Origin of the sequence: Pseudomonas sp. RIT778, assembly GCF_019718735.1 — a bacterium.
Taxonomy (GTDB): Bacteria; Pseudomonadota; Gammaproteobacteria; order Pseudomonadales; family Pseudomonadaceae; genus Aquipseudomonas; species Aquipseudomonas aphyarum.
The window spans coordinates 25,614-40,792 of record NZ_JAIHBA010000016.1 but is presented as its reverse complement, the minus strand read 5'-3'; the positions used below and the strand labels follow the sequence as shown (position 1 = coordinate 40,792).

At 58.5% G+C, this 15,179-nt stretch carries 19 protein-coding genes; 2 read left to right on the top strand and 17 right to left on the bottom strand.

Annotated elements, in window-relative coordinates; genetic code table 11:
* Window positions 1–2: 2 nt before the first annotated feature.
* The 14 genes from pal to K5E37_RS12170 form a co-directional block, all read right to left on the bottom strand.
* Window positions 3–500, bottom strand: coding sequence for a peptidoglycan-associated lipoprotein Pal (gene pal, locus K5E37_RS12235; protein ID WP_003178634.1), 498 nt, complete (start codon window positions 498–500; stop codon window positions 3–5).
* Window positions 501–552: 52 nt separating this feature from the next.
* Window positions 553–1,833, bottom strand: a complete 1,281-nt coding sequence (tolB, locus tag K5E37_RS12230) for a Tol-Pal system beta propeller repeat protein TolB (RefSeq protein ID WP_162831782.1) — start codon at window positions 1,831–1,833, stop codon at window positions 553–555.
* Window positions 1,834–1,850: 17 nt separating this feature from the next.
* Window positions 1,851–2,930, bottom strand: coding sequence for a cell envelope integrity protein TolA (gene tolA, locus K5E37_RS12225; RefSeq protein WP_085606614.1), 1,080 nt, complete (start codon window positions 2,928–2,930; stop codon window positions 1,851–1,853).
* A complete protein-coding gene (gene tolR / locus K5E37_RS12220; protein WP_162130475.1) occupies window positions 2,930–3,382 on the bottom strand; it encodes a protein TolR in 453 nt (150 codons plus the stop codon). The genes tolA and tolR overlap by 1 nt, the downstream gene beginning before the upstream one ends.
* A gap of 23 nt (window positions 3,383–3,405) precedes the next feature.
* Entirely contained in the window at window positions 3,406–4,101 is a 696-nt protein-coding gene (gene tolQ, locus K5E37_RS12215) for a protein TolQ (RefSeq protein WP_007912733.1), read from the bottom strand.
* On the bottom strand, window positions 4,091–4,558 hold the full coding sequence (ybgC, locus tag K5E37_RS12210) for a tol-pal system-associated acyl-CoA thioesterase (RefSeq protein WP_007951203.1): 468 nt from the start codon (window positions 4,556–4,558) through the stop codon (window positions 4,091–4,093). Before ybgC ends, tolQ begins: the two co-directional genes overlap by 11 nt.
* A 127-nt stretch (window positions 4,559–4,685) precedes the next feature.
* On the bottom strand, window positions 4,686–5,747 hold the full coding sequence (ruvB, locus tag K5E37_RS12205) for a Holliday junction branch migration DNA helicase RuvB (protein ID WP_085606616.1): 1,062 nt from the start codon (window positions 5,745–5,747) through the stop codon (window positions 4,686–4,688).
* The gene (ruvA, locus tag K5E37_RS12200) at window positions 5,748–6,356 is read right to left on the bottom strand and encodes a Holliday junction branch migration protein RuvA (RefSeq protein ID WP_007951205.1); all 609 of its coding nucleotides are present in this window, start codon (window positions 6,354–6,356) and stop codon (window positions 5,748–5,750) included.
* 114 nt (window positions 6,357–6,470) lie between these two features.
* Window positions 6,471–6,998 (bottom strand): crossover junction endodeoxyribonuclease RuvC, encoded by a 528-nt coding sequence (gene ruvC / locus K5E37_RS12195; protein ID WP_007951206.1) that lies wholly within the window; start codon window positions 6,996–6,998, stop codon window positions 6,471–6,473.
* A gap of 101 nt (window positions 6,999–7,099) precedes the next feature.
* A complete protein-coding gene (locus K5E37_RS12190; RefSeq protein WP_003227527.1) occupies window positions 7,100–7,846 on the bottom strand; it encodes a YebC/PmpR family DNA-binding transcriptional regulator in 747 nt (248 codons plus the stop codon).
* A gap of 124 nt (window positions 7,847–7,970) precedes the next feature.
* Entirely contained in the window at window positions 7,971–9,746 is a 1,776-nt protein-coding gene (gene aspS / locus K5E37_RS12185) for an aspartate--tRNA ligase (protein ID WP_007951209.1), read from the bottom strand.
* Window positions 9,747–9,854: 108 nt separating this feature from the next.
* Window positions 9,855–10,076 carry an FmdB family zinc ribbon protein gene (locus K5E37_RS12180; RefSeq protein WP_007951210.1) on the bottom strand — a complete coding sequence of 74 codons (222 nt, stop codon included), beginning with the start codon at window positions 10,074–10,076 and terminating at the stop codon, window positions 9,855–9,857.
* A 113-nt stretch (window positions 10,077–10,189) separates the two neighbouring features.
* Window positions 10,190–10,537 carry a ribbon-helix-helix domain-containing protein gene (locus K5E37_RS12175; protein ID WP_007951211.1) on the bottom strand — a complete coding sequence of 116 codons (348 nt, stop codon included), beginning with the start codon at window positions 10,535–10,537 and terminating at the stop codon, window positions 10,190–10,192.
* Window positions 10,538–10,780: 243 nt separating this feature from the next.
* Window positions 10,781–11,251: a Dps family protein gene (locus tag K5E37_RS12170; RefSeq protein ID WP_007951212.1), complete on the bottom strand. Its 471-nt coding sequence runs from the start codon at window positions 11,249–11,251 to the stop codon at window positions 10,781–10,783.
* A 309-nt stretch (window positions 11,252–11,560) separates the two neighbouring features.
* On the opposite strand from K5E37_RS12170, the gene K5E37_RS29580 reads away from it, so the two are divergent.
* On the top strand, window positions 11,561–12,163 hold the full coding sequence (locus K5E37_RS29580) for a cold-shock protein (protein WP_007951213.1): 603 nt from the start codon (window positions 11,561–11,563) through the stop codon (window positions 12,161–12,163).
* Between the two features lie 94 nt (window positions 12,164–12,257).
* On the opposite strand, the gene K5E37_RS12160 is transcribed toward K5E37_RS29580, so the two are convergent.
* From K5E37_RS12160 to K5E37_RS12150, 3 genes are all read right to left on the bottom strand, one after another.
* Window positions 12,258–12,464 (bottom strand): SlyX family protein, encoded by a 207-nt coding sequence (locus K5E37_RS12160; RefSeq protein ID WP_007951214.1) that lies wholly within the window; start codon window positions 12,462–12,464, stop codon window positions 12,258–12,260.
* A gap of 2 nt (window positions 12,465–12,466) precedes the next feature.
* Window positions 12,467–12,892, bottom strand: a complete 426-nt coding sequence (locus tag K5E37_RS12155) for an HIT domain-containing protein (RefSeq protein WP_085606618.1) — start codon at window positions 12,890–12,892, stop codon at window positions 12,467–12,469.
* Between the two features lie 470 nt (window positions 12,893–13,362).
* A complete protein-coding gene (locus K5E37_RS12150) occupies window positions 13,363–13,716 on the bottom strand; it encodes a hypothetical protein (RefSeq protein WP_139834488.1) in 354 nt (117 codons plus the stop codon).
* A gap of 75 nt (window positions 13,717–13,791) precedes the next feature.
* On the opposite strand from K5E37_RS12150, the gene K5E37_RS12145 reads away from it, so the two are divergent.
* Window positions 13,792–15,138, top strand: a complete 1,347-nt coding sequence (locus tag K5E37_RS12145) for an OprD family porin (RefSeq protein ID WP_085606620.1) — start codon at window positions 13,792–13,794, stop codon at window positions 15,136–15,138.
* Window positions 15,139–15,179: the final 41 nt, after the last annotated feature.

Below are 15,179 nucleotides of genomic sequence, written 5' to 3'. Positions count from 1 at the left end.
AATTACTTACGCAGTTCGACGCGACGGTTTTGAGCCCAGGACTGCTCGTCGTTGCCGGTAGCAACTGGACGCTCTTCGCCGTAGGAAACCAGTTCCAGCTGAGCTGGGGAAACACCTTGCAGTACCAGGTAGCGCTGAACGGCTTTCGCACGACGCTCGCCCAGTGCCATGTTGTACTCACGAGTACCACGTTCGTCGGTGTTGCCTTCCAGAACAACGCGAGCGCCGTTTGCTTTCAGGTCTTTGGCGTGAACGTCCAGAGCGCGCATGGCTTCTGGCTTCAGGTCCGAGCTGTCGTATTCGAAGTAGAAGGTGGTGATTGCGCGCAGAGCAGCTTCTTCGCTCAGGGAACCGTCAACTGCACCAGTGTTTGCGCCGTAACCAGCGTTTGGATCAACAGCGCCTTCACCGGCGTTGTCGCCGCCTTTGGACGAGCAACCTACAGCTACAGCCATGGCCAGAGCCAGCGCAGCAAATTTACCAAACTTCAGCATTTCCATCGTGAAACTCCTAATGAACCCCAGTGTGTTAAGTAAAACGTAAAGCGCCGCGTCAGTTCAGGTAAGGGGACCAGGACGGTTCTCTGACTTCGCCTTGAGCGGTAGGAAGCGGGAGCCTCACGCGTCCATTAATGGACACGAGCATCAAGACTCCCCGGCCCTGCTGGCGGGTGGCGTAGATTACCATGGTGCCGTTGGGCGCAACAGTAGGCGACTCGTCCAGAGTGCTATCAGTGAGGATTTTTACACTTCCGCGCTGCAAATCCTGGGCCGCCACTTTGAAATTGGTGAAACCGTCCTGACGATGGATCATCACCAGGGTCTTTTCATCCGCCGAAAGCTTCGGGTTGGCGTTGTAGTTGCCCACGAAAGTCACACGCTCGGCACCGCCGCCACCAGCGCTGGTCTTGTAGATCTGCGGCTTGCCGCCACGGTCGGAGGTGAAGTAGATGGTCGAACCATCCTTGCCCCAGTACGGTTCAGTGTTGATGCCAGGACCTGCGGTCACGCGGGTGATCTGACGCGAACCGAGGTTCATCACGTAGATGTCCGGGTTACCGTCTTTCGACAGCACGAACGCCAGGCGATTGCCGTCCGGCGACCAGGCTGGCGCGCCGTTCAGGCCTTCGAAGTTGGTGATCTGCTCGCGACGACCGGTGTCGATGTTCTGCATGAAGATGCGCGGACGCTTCTGTTCGAACGACACGTAGGCGATACGCTTGCCGTCCGGTGCAAAACGCGGCGACAGGATCGGCTCGCGCGATTGCAGCAGGGTCACGGCGCGGGCGCCGTCATAGTCCGAGCGCTGCAGGGTGTAACGGGTGTTCTTCTCGGAGAAACGCTCGGCTGTGACGTACAGCAGGCGAGTCGAGAATGCACCTTTAATACCGGTCAGCTTTTCGAACGACTGATCGGAGATGAAGTGCGCCATGTCACGCAGCTGTTCGGTGGTACCGGACACACTGCCATCAGCCACTTTCTGCTCGGTGGCGACGTTGAACAGAGCCCACTGCACCTGCAGACGGCCACCGGCCGGCGCGATGCTGCCGACCATCATGTATTGCGCGCCCACCGCCTTCCAGTCACGGAAGATGATTTCGCTCGGCTGGCTTGGCTGGCTGATCATGTTTTGCTTTGGAATCGGCGAGTAATAGCCCGAGTTGCGCAAATCGTTACCAATGATTTCAGCCATGTCATCCGGCAGGACGGCACCGCCCTGGAAACCGAACGGTACGACGGCGATCGGAGTTGCCCGATCGCTGCCGCTGGTGACCAGAATGTTCTTTTCATCCGCCATCGCGATCCCTGCCATGCAGCAGATCACGACCAGCATTCCTCGAAGAAGGTTTCTCACAAGGCTAGATCCTCAGGTGTGAATGTCATCTTGAATGAACGATACGGAGCGAAATCGCTCGGCTTCATTCCCTGCATTTCCGTCAAACGTCCAATATTCTTGACCGCTGCCACTGCCGACGCATCGAACGGACCGTCGCCACTGGACTTGGCCACGCTGACCGAAGTCACCGTACCGTCCGGCAACATGCCGATCTGCAGTACAACCGTCATGCCTTTGCGTGCCGAAGGTGGACGTGCCCAGCCTTCCGCTGCCCGCGCACGAATCAGGTCATCGAAACTGCCCGCGACTTCATCGCCCTGCTCATCGGCCAAGGCCTGCTGGCGCTGCGGCGTGTCGGAAAGCAAATCTGCCAGGGCCTGAGCCTTTTTGTCTTCGGCGGATTTACGTGCCGCTTCCTGCGCTTTCTTCTTCGCAGCATCGGCAGCAGCTTTCTTCTTCGCGTCCTCGGCGACTTTCTTCTTCGCCTCTTCAGCTTCAGCTTTCTTCTTGGCGTCTTCGGCGGCTTTCTTCTTCGCGTCTTCGACGATCTTCTTCTTGGCTTCTTCAGCGGCCGCTTTCTTGGCCTCTTCTTCAGCAGCCTTCTTGGCTTCTTCTTCGGCTTTCTTCTTGGCTATATCAGCCAATTGTTTCTCTTCTGCCTTCTTGGCTTCGGCGGTTTTCTTCGCGTCTTCGGCTTTCTTGGCTTCATCAGCCTTCTTCGCCTCGTCCGCTTTCTTCGCCTCATCGGCCTTCTTGGCTTCCTCGGCCTTTTGAGCCGCTTCTTCTTTCTTTTGTTCCGCAGCCTTCACCGCTTCCTGCTCGACCTTTTTCTGCTCCATCTGCTCGACTTCGGTCTGGCGCGCGGCGGATTTTTTCGCCTCACCCGCAATCTTCTGATTGGTCTGGGTGGTTGCCTGACTTTTCGATTTCAGCTGGTACAGGGTCGCCTGGACAATCGGCTTGGCCGGCGGCAGCTCCGGGGTCAGGGCGAAACTGACGAACAGCATGCCGAACACCAGCACGTGCAAGCCAATCGCCCAGACACTAGGCCAGAAGTAGCTTTCCGAGGCGGACGGCTCTCGCTGTTGCTGCATCAGGGCGCCTCGGTGATCAAGCCAACGTTACCGACCCCGGCTTTCTGCAACCCGCCCATGGCGCCCATGACGGAGCCATAATCGACGGACTTGTCGCCACGGATGAAGACCTGGGTACGCTTGCCGCCTTCAGTGCCGGCGCGAATGATCTTGGTCACCGCGTCGGTCATCTGTGGCAGGGTCATGGCCCGGTCCTGCTGCTTCTCGGTGTCGACTTCGCTGCCAAGGTTCCAGTAGTAGGTCTTGTCCGACTTGATCGAAATGGTCAGCACCTGGGTGTTGTTGTCCTGCGGCAAGGCTTCGCTGGAAACCTTGGGCAGATCCACTTTCACGCCCTGATTGAGCATCGGCGCAGTCACCATGAAGATGACCAGCAGCACCAGCATCACGTCGATGTAAGGCACTACGTTCATCTCGGCGACCGGCTTGCGCTTGTGTCGGGCTCGAGTGATTAAAGCCATCGGGAAATACCTGCTTATTCTTCGCTGGTGTGCACTTTGCGGTGCAGGATCGCCTGGAATTCATCGGCGAAGGTGTAGTAGCGGCTCAGCAAGGTTTCGCTGCGGGCAGAGAAACGGTTGTAAGCGATAACGGCCGGGATCGCGGCAAACAGACCGATCGCGGTGGCGATCAGGGCTTCGGCGATGCCGGGAGCCACGGTAGCCAGAGTGGCCTGTTGGGCGCTGGCCAGACCACGGAAGGAGTTCATGATCCCCCAGACGGTACCGAACAGACCGATGTACGGGCTGACGGAACCGACGGTGGCGAGGAACGGCAGGCTCTGCTCGAGCTTTTCTTCTTCGCGGGAGATGGCGACGCGCATGGCACGGGCCACGCCTTCCATCACCGCTTCAGGATCGACGCCTGGCTGCTGACGCAGACGGGAGAACTCCTTGAAGCCGGCGCGGAAGATCTGCTCGACGCCCGAATCCGGATCCGGGTTGCTGCCGGCCTGACGGTAGAGTTTGGACAGGTCGATACCCGACCAGAAGCGCTCCTCGAAGCTCTCCAGGGCACGTCGACCGGCGCGCAGCAGGTTGCTGCGCTGAAAGATCATGATCCATGAGGTCACCGATGCGGCCACCAGGGTCAACATTACCAACTGCACCACGATGCTGGCATTGCTGACCAGGCTCCACATGGAGGAATGGTCGACGACGTTAGCTTCCACGCTTTATCTCCTGCTTTGAGTGTGTACCCGTGCCGACCGCGTCGGCAAAGGCCGCACGCAGGTCTTCGGGAAGGGCCCGGGGTTTCAAACTGTTAGTGCGCACACAGGCCACCAGAAACTGCCCTTCGCAGAGCAGCACATTATCCGTTGCCCGCCTGACCTGCTGTCGAAAGCGCAGGCTGGCACGGTTCAATTCGATTACATCAGCGCTTACCAGAAGCTCGTCGTCCAGTCGCGCCGGCGCGTGATAACGCGCTTCGCTGGAATGCACGACGAACAACAGGTCCTCCCCGGCCAGCGCCGACTGGGCAAAGCCCAGCTCCCGGAGCCGCTCGGTTCGAGCCCGTTCCATAAACTTGAGGTAATTAACGTAATACACGATGCCGCCCGCATCGGTGTCCTCGTAATAAACGCGACAACGATGTGCGAACGGCTCAAGCCCGTTTTGCGCGCGCATACTCTAGTGCTTACTCCTCGGGTTGCCAATCCAGCCAGGCAACTGTTTTTCATTGTTGGAAGGCTTTACCGCAAAAGTACCGTCCTGTGACAGTACAAACGCTGAATAAATCGACAATAAATGTGTATCAATCGTCCACGGCATCGAGAAACTCGTCTACCACGGGCATTTCGCCCATTCGTGTCGGAATGTTTAAACCAAAATGCAGGTACGCGTGACGGGTAACCACCCTGCCCCGCGGCGTCCGCATGATGTAACCCTGCTGAATCAGGTATGGCTCCAGCACGTCTTCAATGGTGTGGCGCTCTTCGCTGATTGCCGCCGCCAGGCTGTCGATGCCCACCGGACCGCCGTCGAATTTCTCGATCATGGTCAACAGCAGACGCCGGTCCTGATGATCGAAGCCATGTTCGTCGACATCCAGCAGGTTCAGCGCCAGATCCGCGACAGACTTGGTAATGTGGCCCTTGGCCCGGACTTCAGCGAAATCCCGCACCCGACGCAACAGTCGGTTGGCGATTCGCGGCGTACCACGTGCACGACGTGCAATCTCGAACGCCCCTTCCGGATCCAGCGGCAGGCCGAGGATGCTCGCCGAACGGCTGACAATCGTCGCCAGGTCGGCGGTGCTGTAGAACTCGAGACGCTGGACAATACCGAAACGGTCACGCAACGGGTTGGTCAACATGCCCGCCCGCGTGGTCGCGCCGACCAAGGTGAACGGCGGCAGATCGAGCTTGATCGAACGCGCCGCCGGCCCTTCACCGATCATGATGTCGAGCTGGAAGTCTTCCATCGCCGGGTACAGCACTTCTTCGACGATCGGCGACAGGCGATGGATTTCATCGATGAACAGCACATCGTGCGGCTCAAGGTTGGTCAACAGCGCTGCCAGATCCCCCGGACGTTCCAGCACCGGGCCGGAAGTGCTCTTGATCGACACGCCCATTTCCTGGGCGATGATGTTGGCCAGCGTGGTTTTACCCAGCCCCGGCGGACCGAAGATCAGGGTGTGGTCGAGGGATTCGCTACGGCCACGGGCGGCCTGGATAAACAGTTCCATCTGCTCGCGAACGGTCGGCTGGCCGATGTATTCGGCCAGGCTGACGGGACGTATCGCCCGATCCTGGACTTCTTCGCGCTCACGCGGACTGTGCGTGGCGGCGATCAGACGATCAGCTTCAATCACTTAAATCATTCCCTTCAGGGCGCGTCGAATCATGTCTTCGCTGCTCAGGCCTTTCTCTTTGATCGCGGAAATCGCCTTGCTCGCTTCCTGTGGCTTGTAGCCCAGGGAAATCAGCGCGCTGACCGCATCGTTCTCGGCGGTGTTGACCGGCGCCGGGCCGTCCGGCTGGTTCGGCACCAGTGCGAACATGGCCGGCGAGGTTTCCCAGGCCTTGAAGCGATCCTTGAGCTCGACCAGCAGGCGCTCGGCGGTTTTCTTGCCCACGCCCGGCACCTTGGTCAGCGCCGAGGTGTCCTGGGATTGCACGCAGCGGATCAGCTCATCGACTTCCAGACTCGACATCAAGGCCAGGGCCAGTTTCGGCCCCACACCATTGAGACGGATCAACTCGCGAAAAAAGTCTCGCTCACGCTTGCCGGCAAAACCATAGAGTAACTGCGCGTCTTCGCGTACGACCAAATGGGTGTGCAAGGTCAGCGGTTCACCGACCGACGGCAGACGATAAAGGGTGGTCATGGGCACTTCCAGCTCATACCCGAGGCCGTTTACATCCAGAATCAGGTGCGGCGGCTGTTTCTCAGCCAGAGTGCCGCGCAAGCGTCCAATCACGTTTCAGATCCTTGAGCGTTGGCCAGCCGTGGGCTGGCGACCGACAGAACATGGATTGACGGCCGACGACCCAGGCGCGCAATCCACATTCCGTGAAATTGACTGCTGATGCTATCAGAGACGCAGGCGCCCGCCACGACTGCGTGCTGTTCCCAGGCCATGCGGCAACAGACTGGAGCGGGTGTGGGCGTGACAAATGGCAATCGCCAGGGCATCCGAAGCGTCGATTTGCGGTTTGCTGGTCAGCTTGAGCATGTGCATGACCATCATCTGCACCTGCTCTTTATTGGCAGCGCCAGTTCCCACCACAGCCTGCTTGACCTGAGTGGCCGTGTACTCGGCGATCTCCAGGCTTTCTTCGGCGCCGGCAACGATAGCGGCCCCACGGGCCTGCCCGAGCTTGAGCGCCGAGTCGGCGTTTTTTGCCATGAACACCTTTTCGATGCCCATGGTGACCGGGCCGTAGGTCTGGATGATTTCCCGCACGCCGCGATAGACGATCTGCAACCGCTCATGCAGCTCACCGGCACCGGTGCGGATACAACCCGAGGCGACATAGATACAACCGCCGCGTCCGGTATCGCGAACAATGCCGTAACCGGTAATGCGCGAACCGGGGTCGATACCAAGAATTAAAGTCATAAGCCTGCTGGTTCGAAAAAACACAAAAACAAATGTGGGAGATCCCGTGCTTGAGGGTAAGCCTCAAACACGGAATCTCCCACATTGAATCGTAGTCGCTCTCAACCGAGCTGAGCGGCCACGTCTTCCGGAATGTCCGCGTTGGAGTAGACGTTCTGCACGTCGTCCAGGTCTTCCAGCATGTCGATCAGCTTGAGCACCTTCTCCGCGCCCTCCAGATCCAGTTCGGCGCTGGTGGTCGGCTGCATGACGATTTCCGCGTCATCACCCTTGAAGCCGGCGGCTTCCAGGGCATTGCGTACCGCGTAGAAACTGGTGAACGAAGTGAACACGTCGATCGAGCCGTCTTCGTGGCTGACCACGTCGTCGGCATCGGCTTCCAGTGCCGCTTCCGTCAGTGCGTCTTCGTCGACGCCCGGGGCAAAGCTGATCTGGCCCTTGCGTTCGAACAGATAGGCTACCGAACCGTCAGTACCAAGGTTGCCGCCACACTTGCTGAACGCGTGGCGCACGGCCGCTGCGGTACGGTTGCGGTTGTCGGTCATGCACTCGACCATCACCGCCACGCCACCCGGGCCGTAACCTTCGTAGGTCAGTTCTTCAACGTTGTCGGCTTCGGTCGCACCGGCGCCACGAGCCACGGCACGGTCGATGATGTCCCGGCTCATGTTGGCGCCCAGCGCCTTGTCCAGTGCCAGACGCAGACGCGGGTTGGAACCCGGATCACCGCCGCCCTGACGGGCCGCAACGGTCAGTTCGCGGATCCACTTGGTGAAGATCTTGCCTCTCTTGGCATCCTGGCGTTCTTTGCGGTGCTTGATGTTCGCCCACTTGGAATGACCTGCCATAACTCGCTCCGAATTCTCTTGAACAATGCCCGCCGTGCAGGTGCATCGGCCAGCAAAAAAATCTTGTTTTCAATCACTGCAGAAAGAAAAAAGGCGCATCCGAAGATGCGCCTTCAGGCCCGTCTTACTCGGCCTTTGGCGTTTCGCGCAAACGAATGTGCAATTCGCGCAATGCCTTCGCATCCACGACACCCGGCGCCTGCGTCATCACATCGGCAGCACTCTGGGTTTTCGGGAAGGCGATCACTTCACGGATCGACTGGGCGCCGGTCATCAGCATCACCAGACGGTCCAGACCGAAGGCCAGACCACCGTGCGGCGGCGCGCCGTATTTCAGGGCGTCGAGCAGGAAGCCGAACTTCTCTTCCTGTTCCGCTTCGTTGATGCCCAGCAGACGGAAGACCGCCTGTTGCATCTCTTTGCGGTGGATACGGATCGAACCGCCACCCAGCTCGGTGCCGTTCAGCACCATGTCGTAGGCACGGGACAGAGCGCCAGCCGGGTTGGCTTCCAGCTCTTCCGGCGAGCACTTCGGTGCGGTGAACGGGTGGTGCAATGCGGAGAAGCTGCCGTCGTCGTTCTCTTCGAACATCGGGAAGTCGACGACCCACATTGGAGCCCATTCGCAGGTCAGCAGCTTCAGGTCGTGACCGAGCTTGATACGCAGCGCGCCCAGGGCTTCGCTGACGATCTTGGCCTTGTCAGCGCCGAAGAACACAATGTCGCCGTCGACTGCGCCGACGCGATCGAGGATCACGTTCAGGTTGGCTTCCGGGATGTTTTTCACGATCGGCGATTGCAGACCGTCAACACCGGCAGCACGCTCGTTGACCTTGATGTACGCCAGGCCCTTGGCACCGTAGATGCCGACGAACTTGGTGTAGTCGTCGATCTGCTTGCGCGGCATGCTCGCCCCGCCTGGAACGCGCAGTGCGGCGATACGGCATTTCGGATCGTTGGCAGGGCCGCTGAAGACCTTGAAATCAACTTCTTTCAGCTGATCGGCCACGTCGACCAGTTCCAGCGGGTTACGCAGGTCCGGTTTGTCGGAACCGTAACGGCGCATGGCTTCTTCGAAGGTCATGTGCGGGAATTCGCCGAATTCCAGATCCAGCACTTCCTTGAACAGGTTGCGGATCATGCCTTCGGTCAGGCCCATGATGTCTTTTTCGTCGAGGAAGCTGGTCTCGATGTCGATCTGAGTGAACTCAGGCTGACGGTCGGCACGCAGGTCTTCGTCGCGGAAGCACTTGGCGATCTGGTAGTAGCGGTCGAAGCCGGCAACCATCAGCAGTTGCTTGAACAGCTGTGGCGATTGCGGCAGCGCGAAGAACGAACCGGCGTGGGTACGGCTCGGTACGAGGTAGTCGCGCGCGCCTTCCGGAGTGGCACGGGTCAGGATCGGCGTTTCGACGTCGAGGAAGCCGTTCTCGTCCAGGTAGCGACGGATGCTGGTGGTCATGCGCGAACGCAGACGCAGCTTCTCGGCCATTTCCGGACGACGCAGGTCCAGGAAGCGATAGCGCAGACGGGTTTCTTCGCCGACGTCGGAGAACTCGTTCAGCGGGAACGGCGGGGTTTCCGACTCGTTCAGCACTTCGAGCTCGTAGCCCAGCACTTCGATCATGCCCGACGCCATGTTGGCGTTGGTGGCACCGGCCGGACGCAGACGCACCTTGCCGGTGATCTTCACGACGTATTCGCTGCGCACGCGATCGGCGGCGGCGAAGCTCTCGGCGCGATCCGGATCGAACACTACCTGGGCCAGACCGTCACGATCACGGATATCGAGGAAAATCACCCCGCCGTGGTCGCGACGACGGTGAACCCATCCGCAAAGGGTAATTTCCTGGCCTTCCAGGCTTTCGTTCAGTTGGCCGCAATAATGGCTGCGCATCATGGTAGTGGTTCGCTTCTCGTAATTCGAAATTCGGTGGAGATCCCGCTGCACTCAAGCACTGTGCAACGTGTGGAAACTCGCGCGTGTCGTTCGACCTGGGTTTGAACCCTAGTCAGATTTGTCGCCACCGGCCAGATTCTTCTTCGCGCCGGTCTTGAAATCGGTTTCGTACCAGCCGCTGCCGCTGAGGCGAAAGCCCGGCATCGACAGCTGCTTCTTGAGTTCCGGCGCCTGGCAGGCAGGGCAATCGACCAGTGGTGCGTCGCTGATCTTTTGAATGGCTTCCAACTGATGACCACAGGAAGCACATTGGTAATCGTACATCGGCATGGGGTTGTCTCGGCAATCAGATTGCCAGCACGCGCAGGGCTGTGCGGCGAAAGAGCGGGATTATATCCATTAAATGCGGCCTGTGCAGCCGGAAGACTGCACAGGCCGTCTTGTCAGTGACAACCCGCGTCGTGCATCCCCGGAGAATCCCGCAGGCCATGCACCACACACACCACCCGCACCAGACCGCTGAAGTTTTTCACCCCGCCATGGCGCAGGTGAACTTCACGATCGACACGGGACAACAACGTGCCGACCGAACAGCAATTGTCCTCGGCCATCCGGCCCAGGATGTTCCAGTAAACCTGCTCCAGCCGCATGCAGGTCGCGAACCCGTTCAAGCGTACCGATCGGGACAGCGGCCGAGTCAACGCCATGTCGAACCCGCCGAGAAACGGCTCCCCGAATCTGTCCTGCTGCAAACCGACAGCAATGTCGCCTCGCCTGTCTCCACCTTCCATATCGCTGACACTCCTTTGCCATTTCTGCGCCTGTGATCAAGGCGAGTTCCTGTGACCTCATTAAAAGCGCAGGTGCAAAGGCAGATCCAGATGACTTTTTGACCATCCACGTAGGATAAGCCAACGCGATACGGAGGATCATGGAGCGGCGGGTCGTCTTCCTTGTTTCCTACCGTCGCGAATGATTTTTCCGGGCAAAAAAGAGAAAAGCGCACGAACGAAGGATCCGTGCGCTTTCCGTCATCAGGCCTCGAGCAGTGCGCGAAGCATCCACGCGGTTTTCTCGTGAACCTGCATGCGCTGGGTCAGAAGGTCGGCTGTCGGTTCGTCACTGACCTTGTCCAGCAGAGGGAAAATCCCCCGCGCCGTGCGCGTGACCGCTTCCTGCCCCTCGACCAATTGTTTGATCATGTCCTCGGCACTCGGCACGCCCTCCTCTTCCTTAATAGAAGACAGGCGCGCATAGGTCGCGTACGCGCCCGGCGCCGGAAAGCCCAGCGCCCGGATCCGTTCGGCGATCGAATCCACCGCCAGGGCCAGTTCGTTGTATTGCTCCTCGAACATCAGATGCAGGGTCCGGAACATCGGCCCGGTGACGTTCCAGTGGAAGTTGTGAGTCTTCAGATACAGCACGTAGGTGTCCGACAGCAGGCGCGAGAGCCCTTCGACGATGGATTTGCGGTCTTCTTCACTGATACCGATATCGATTGCCATGCTTACCCCCTAACGGCGATTGAATTCATCCAGCAGGTGTCGGTTCACTGTAGCAAGGCCTCCCTCGCATCGCAGCCCCCGTATCGACCCGATAGAAGCGACAAATCGCCCCACACGCTGCCGCTGGCCGGCGTGATTTGAGTAGCCGCAGGCTTTGCTGTTAAATAGGCAGTGTGTCGCTACGCCCCGTTTTCCGGGCCTGCGCATAGGCTGATGCCGTGCACGTGTCCAACGCCTCTTTATTGTTCCGAAGCGAACCGTGCGCCTTCAGCTCTTCCTTGTGAGCCGTCATAACGTGAGTCAATAAAAATGTTGAAAATCGTCCACCTGCTAATGGGCGCAGCAGCCTTGCTGCTGTCCTTCATACCCAGCCTGAAGTCCGAAGCGGTACCTTACCTGCAACAACCCGATGCACTTTACCTGGCCTTTTTCGGCCTGCTGAACCTGATCCTTGCGCCAGTTATCCCTTACTGGAACAAAGGTCCGCGCCAGCATCTGCAAAACCTGGTCAGCGCTTTGCTGGTCCTGACCGTTGTCCTGCAAACCCTGACCCTGATCGCGCCGATGCCTGTCATCGCCGGCCAGCCAGCCGTGCTGTTCAGCCTGGTGATCGCACTGGTCGCCGTGGTTCTGCACCTGGCCGTCAGCTTCTACAAATCCTCACCGGCCGCCGCCGCGCAAAGCTACGACATGAGCAATCGCGATACCGGCACCGTCAAGTGGTTCAACACCTCCAAGGGCTTCGGCTTTATCTCCCGGGATTCCGGCGATGATATTTTCGTGCACTTTCGCGCCATCCGTGGCGAAGGCCACCGCGTTCTGGTCGAAGGCCAGCGTGTGGAGTTCTCGGTGATGAACCGTGACAAGGGCCTGCAGGCCGAAGACGTGATCGCCGCCCTGCCGCGTCGCTGATCCACGTATCCCGCAATAAAAAAACCGCGAACAGCCAGGCTGTTCGCGGTTTTTTAATGAATGCGTTTTTCACGGGAGCGTGCCCGCGCACTTCTCAATAGTGTGGCGGCGGTGCGTCTTCTTCGAAAGAACCGAACTGCCCCACCATCTCTTCCTGGCGCTTGAGTACGGCTGCCATCTGCAATTGCAGACGCTCGACCACTCGCTGCTGCTCTACCAGCACATCGTTCAATGCCTGGATGGTGTCATCCTGAAATGCCAGACGACTTTCCAGCTCGGTAACGCGTTGCTCGAGGCTCATGATCAGCCCTCCAGAAAGGTGAATTCTTCGTCCAGCACCAGACGCAGGCGCTCGCGAATCGCGGCCACTTGCTCGGCACTGTAAGGCTTGGCGGGATGCTTGCCCCAGACCGGTGCCGGCCAGGCGGCGTCGTCCCTTTTACGCACGATCACATGCATATGCATCTGGCTGACCACATTACCCAGGGTCGCCACATTCATCTTGTCGGCGTCGAAGGAGTCCTTGAGCACCTCGGCCAGGGCCGTGGTTTCCTCCCACAAGGCCTGCTGGTCGGCGACATCCAACTGAAACAACTCGCTGATATCGTCGCGGCGTGGCACCAGGATGAACCACGGGTAGTTGGCGTCGTTGGACAACAGCAATCGGCAAAGCGGGAAATCGCCGATGGTCAGCGTGTCCTGTTGAAGTCGTGGATCTAAAGCAAACACTGCGCGCACTCCCGGCGAAATGACCTGTTTTCAGCTTAGCGCCCCGCTGTGAATGCGCTGCGCCAAGCGACTGGACGGCAGCATACCTGCGATTGGAGTGAGCTTCACGGCGAACAGCGTTGCAGCAAGAATGCCTCAACGCTCCGGGATGTGACATTTATGCCTCGCGTGCACCAGGACGGAACCGGGAATGCGAATAAACCGAGCAAAATGACCCGCTCATACCTCAGCGTTTACGTTCATCCAGCGACCCAACTGTATGAATTCAGTACAGCCTTTGAATTTTTTTGCACCAAAACCGCACAGTGCGTCTACGCTCAGTGCGTCGGGCATCCGCCGAATACTCACCGACGGGGTGAACCGGTAACGTTTTTGGTTGTCGCGCTGCGACTTTCAGGGAGCAACACCATGCGAAGGACGGCGTCAAGCCTGTTTGAAAGGCCCTCGAAGCCCCCGGTTTTATGAGGTTTTTACAGCGTCAGACGAGCACCTTGAAAAAAACCGGAACAATTCAGCGGTTTGTGCACGCTTGTTGCATTCATACCCATATGGACTATAAGCGCACCACAAGAAGTGGATGCCTTGAGCCCCATAAAAATAGTGGCAGGGTTGCCCGATGGAGATTCAAGCGTTTTGCCAAGGGACTCTTTTTTACCGATGCTCAAGCCCTGTAAAACAGCGCTGAAGTTGTCAGTCCCATTGCATTTGGACTGTAAATTTGCGACATCTACCAAGCCGATTGCGACACGCTCGTAAAGAAGCTGAAAGGTTGGATGCGCAAGTATCGCCAACATTGTCGGCGTGATATAAGTTTGCGCCGACACAAAAAGAAAGAGCCGCCCAGATAATAAAACAGGTGGGACGGCAGTACTCTTCTAAAACCAAAGGAGCAAATCACGATGCGCGTGATGAAGTGGAGCATGATCGCACTGGCAGTTGCAGCAGCTGCCAGTACTCAGATGGCTACGGCCGCACCGTTCGTAAGTGACCAGGCTGAAGCCAAAGGCTTTGTTGAAGACGCGAAAGCTGATTTGCTGATTCGCAACTATTACTTCAACCGTGACAACAAAGACGGTGCCCGTGACGTAAAAGACTGGACCCAGGGTATCTGGGGCAACTTCAGCTCCGGTTACACCCAAGGTACTGTTGGCGTCGGCGTTGATGCATTCGGCTACCTGGCCATCAAACTGGACGGCGGCGCCGGCACCAGCGGCTCCGGCAACATGAGCCGCAGCAACGAATTCAATGCAAACGGTTCCCGCGACCCTGACGACAGCCAAGGCAAAGCCGGCGCTGCCATCAAGTTCCGCGTTTCGAAAACCGAGCTGAAAATCGGTGACATGCAGCCTAGCACCGCTCCGGTATTCGCTGTCGGCGGCTCCCGTATCCTTCCGCAAACTGCCAGCGGTTTCCAACTGCAGAGCAGCGAGATCAAAGACCTTGACCTCGAAGCCGGTCACTTCTACTCGGCAACCAGCCAGGACCGCAACTCCCGTGAAGGCGGTCTGTACGCGACCTACGCCGGCGTTGAAGCCAACACCATCGACTACTTCGGTGGCAAGTACGGCATCACCGAAAACCTGAGCGCATCGCTCTACGGCGCCAAACTGGAAGACATCTGGAACCAGTACTACGCCAACGTGAACCTCACCACTCCGTTCGGTGGTGACACCTCGCTGAACACCGACTTCAACATCTATCGCACCACCGACACCGGTAGCGCGAAAGCCGGTGACATCAGCAACACCGCGTTCTCCCTGGCCACCGCTCTGTCGTTCCTGAAAGCGCACACCATCACCCTGGCGTTCCAGAAGGTCAACGGCGACACTCCGTTCGACTACATCGGCGTGGGCAAGAACAACCGTGGCGGCGACTCGATCTTCCTCGCCAACTCCATCCAGTACTCTGACTTCAACGCCCCGGGCGAGAAGTCTGCCCAGATCCGTTACGACATCAAAATGGCCGAGTACGGCGTTCCAGGTCTGAGCTTCATGACCCGCTACGTTAAAGGCTGGGACATCGACGGCACCCACACTCCAGCAGGCAGCGCCTACGCTGGTCTGTATGGCGAAGATGGCAAGCACAACGAAACCAACTTCGAAGCCAAATACGTAGTTCAGTCTGGCCCGGCCAAAGACCTGTCCTTCCGTATTCGTCAAGCCTGGCACTTTGCTAACGCCGACGAAGGTGAAGGCGATACCAAAGAGTTCCGTCTGATCGTCGACTACCCGCTGTCGCTTTTGTAATCGCACCGAGTTAGTTGCGGTAACAAAACAAAAAGGCCCAT

Bases quoted from the DNA above. Each gene is read 5' to 3' on its own strand.
- K5E37_RS12190 (WP_003227527.1), bottom strand. From the start codon at position 7,846: ATGGCAGGTCATTCCAAGTGGGCGAACATCAAGCACCGCAAAGAACGC.
- aspS (WP_007951209.1), bottom strand. From the start codon at position 9,746: ATGATGCGCAGCCATTATTGCGGCCAACTGAACGAAAGCCTGGAAGGC.
- ruvC (WP_007951206.1), bottom strand. From the start codon at position 6,998: ATGACTTTAATTCTTGGTATCGACCCCGGTTCGCGCATTACCGGTTAC.
- ybgC (WP_007951203.1), bottom strand. From the start codon at position 4,558: ATGCGCGCGCAAAACGGGCTTGAGCCGTTCGCACATCGTTGTCGCGTT.
- K5E37_RS12145 (WP_085606620.1), top strand. From the start codon at position 13,792: ATGCGCGTGATGAAGTGGAGCATGATCGCACTGGCAGTTGCAGCAGCT.
- K5E37_RS12175 (WP_007951211.1), bottom strand. From the start codon at position 10,537: ATGGAAGGTGGAGACAGGCGAGGCGACATTGCTGTCGGTTTGCAGCAG.
- tolB (WP_162831782.1), bottom strand. From the start codon at position 1,833: ATGCTGGTCGTGATCTGCTGCATGGCAGGGATCGCGATGGCGGATGAA.
- K5E37_RS29580 (WP_007951213.1), top strand. From the start codon at position 11,561: ATGTTGAAAATCGTCCACCTGCTAATGGGCGCAGCAGCCTTGCTGCTG.
- K5E37_RS12170 (WP_007951212.1), bottom strand. From the start codon at position 11,251: ATGGCAATCGATATCGGTATCAGTGAAGAAGACCGCAAATCCATCGTC.
- tolA (WP_085606614.1), bottom strand. From the start codon at position 2,930: ATGCAGCAACAGCGAGAGCCGTCCGCCTCGGAAAGCTACTTCTGGCCT.
- pal (WP_003178634.1), bottom strand. From the start codon at position 500: ATGGAAATGCTGAAGTTTGGTAAATTTGCTGCGCTGGCTCTGGCCATG.
- K5E37_RS12160 (WP_007951214.1), bottom strand. From the start codon at position 12,464: ATGAGCCTCGAGCAACGCGTTACCGAGCTGGAAAGTCGTCTGGCATTT.
- K5E37_RS12180 (WP_007951210.1), bottom strand. From the start codon at position 10,076: ATGCCGATGTACGATTACCAATGTGCTTCCTGTGGTCATCAGTTGGAA.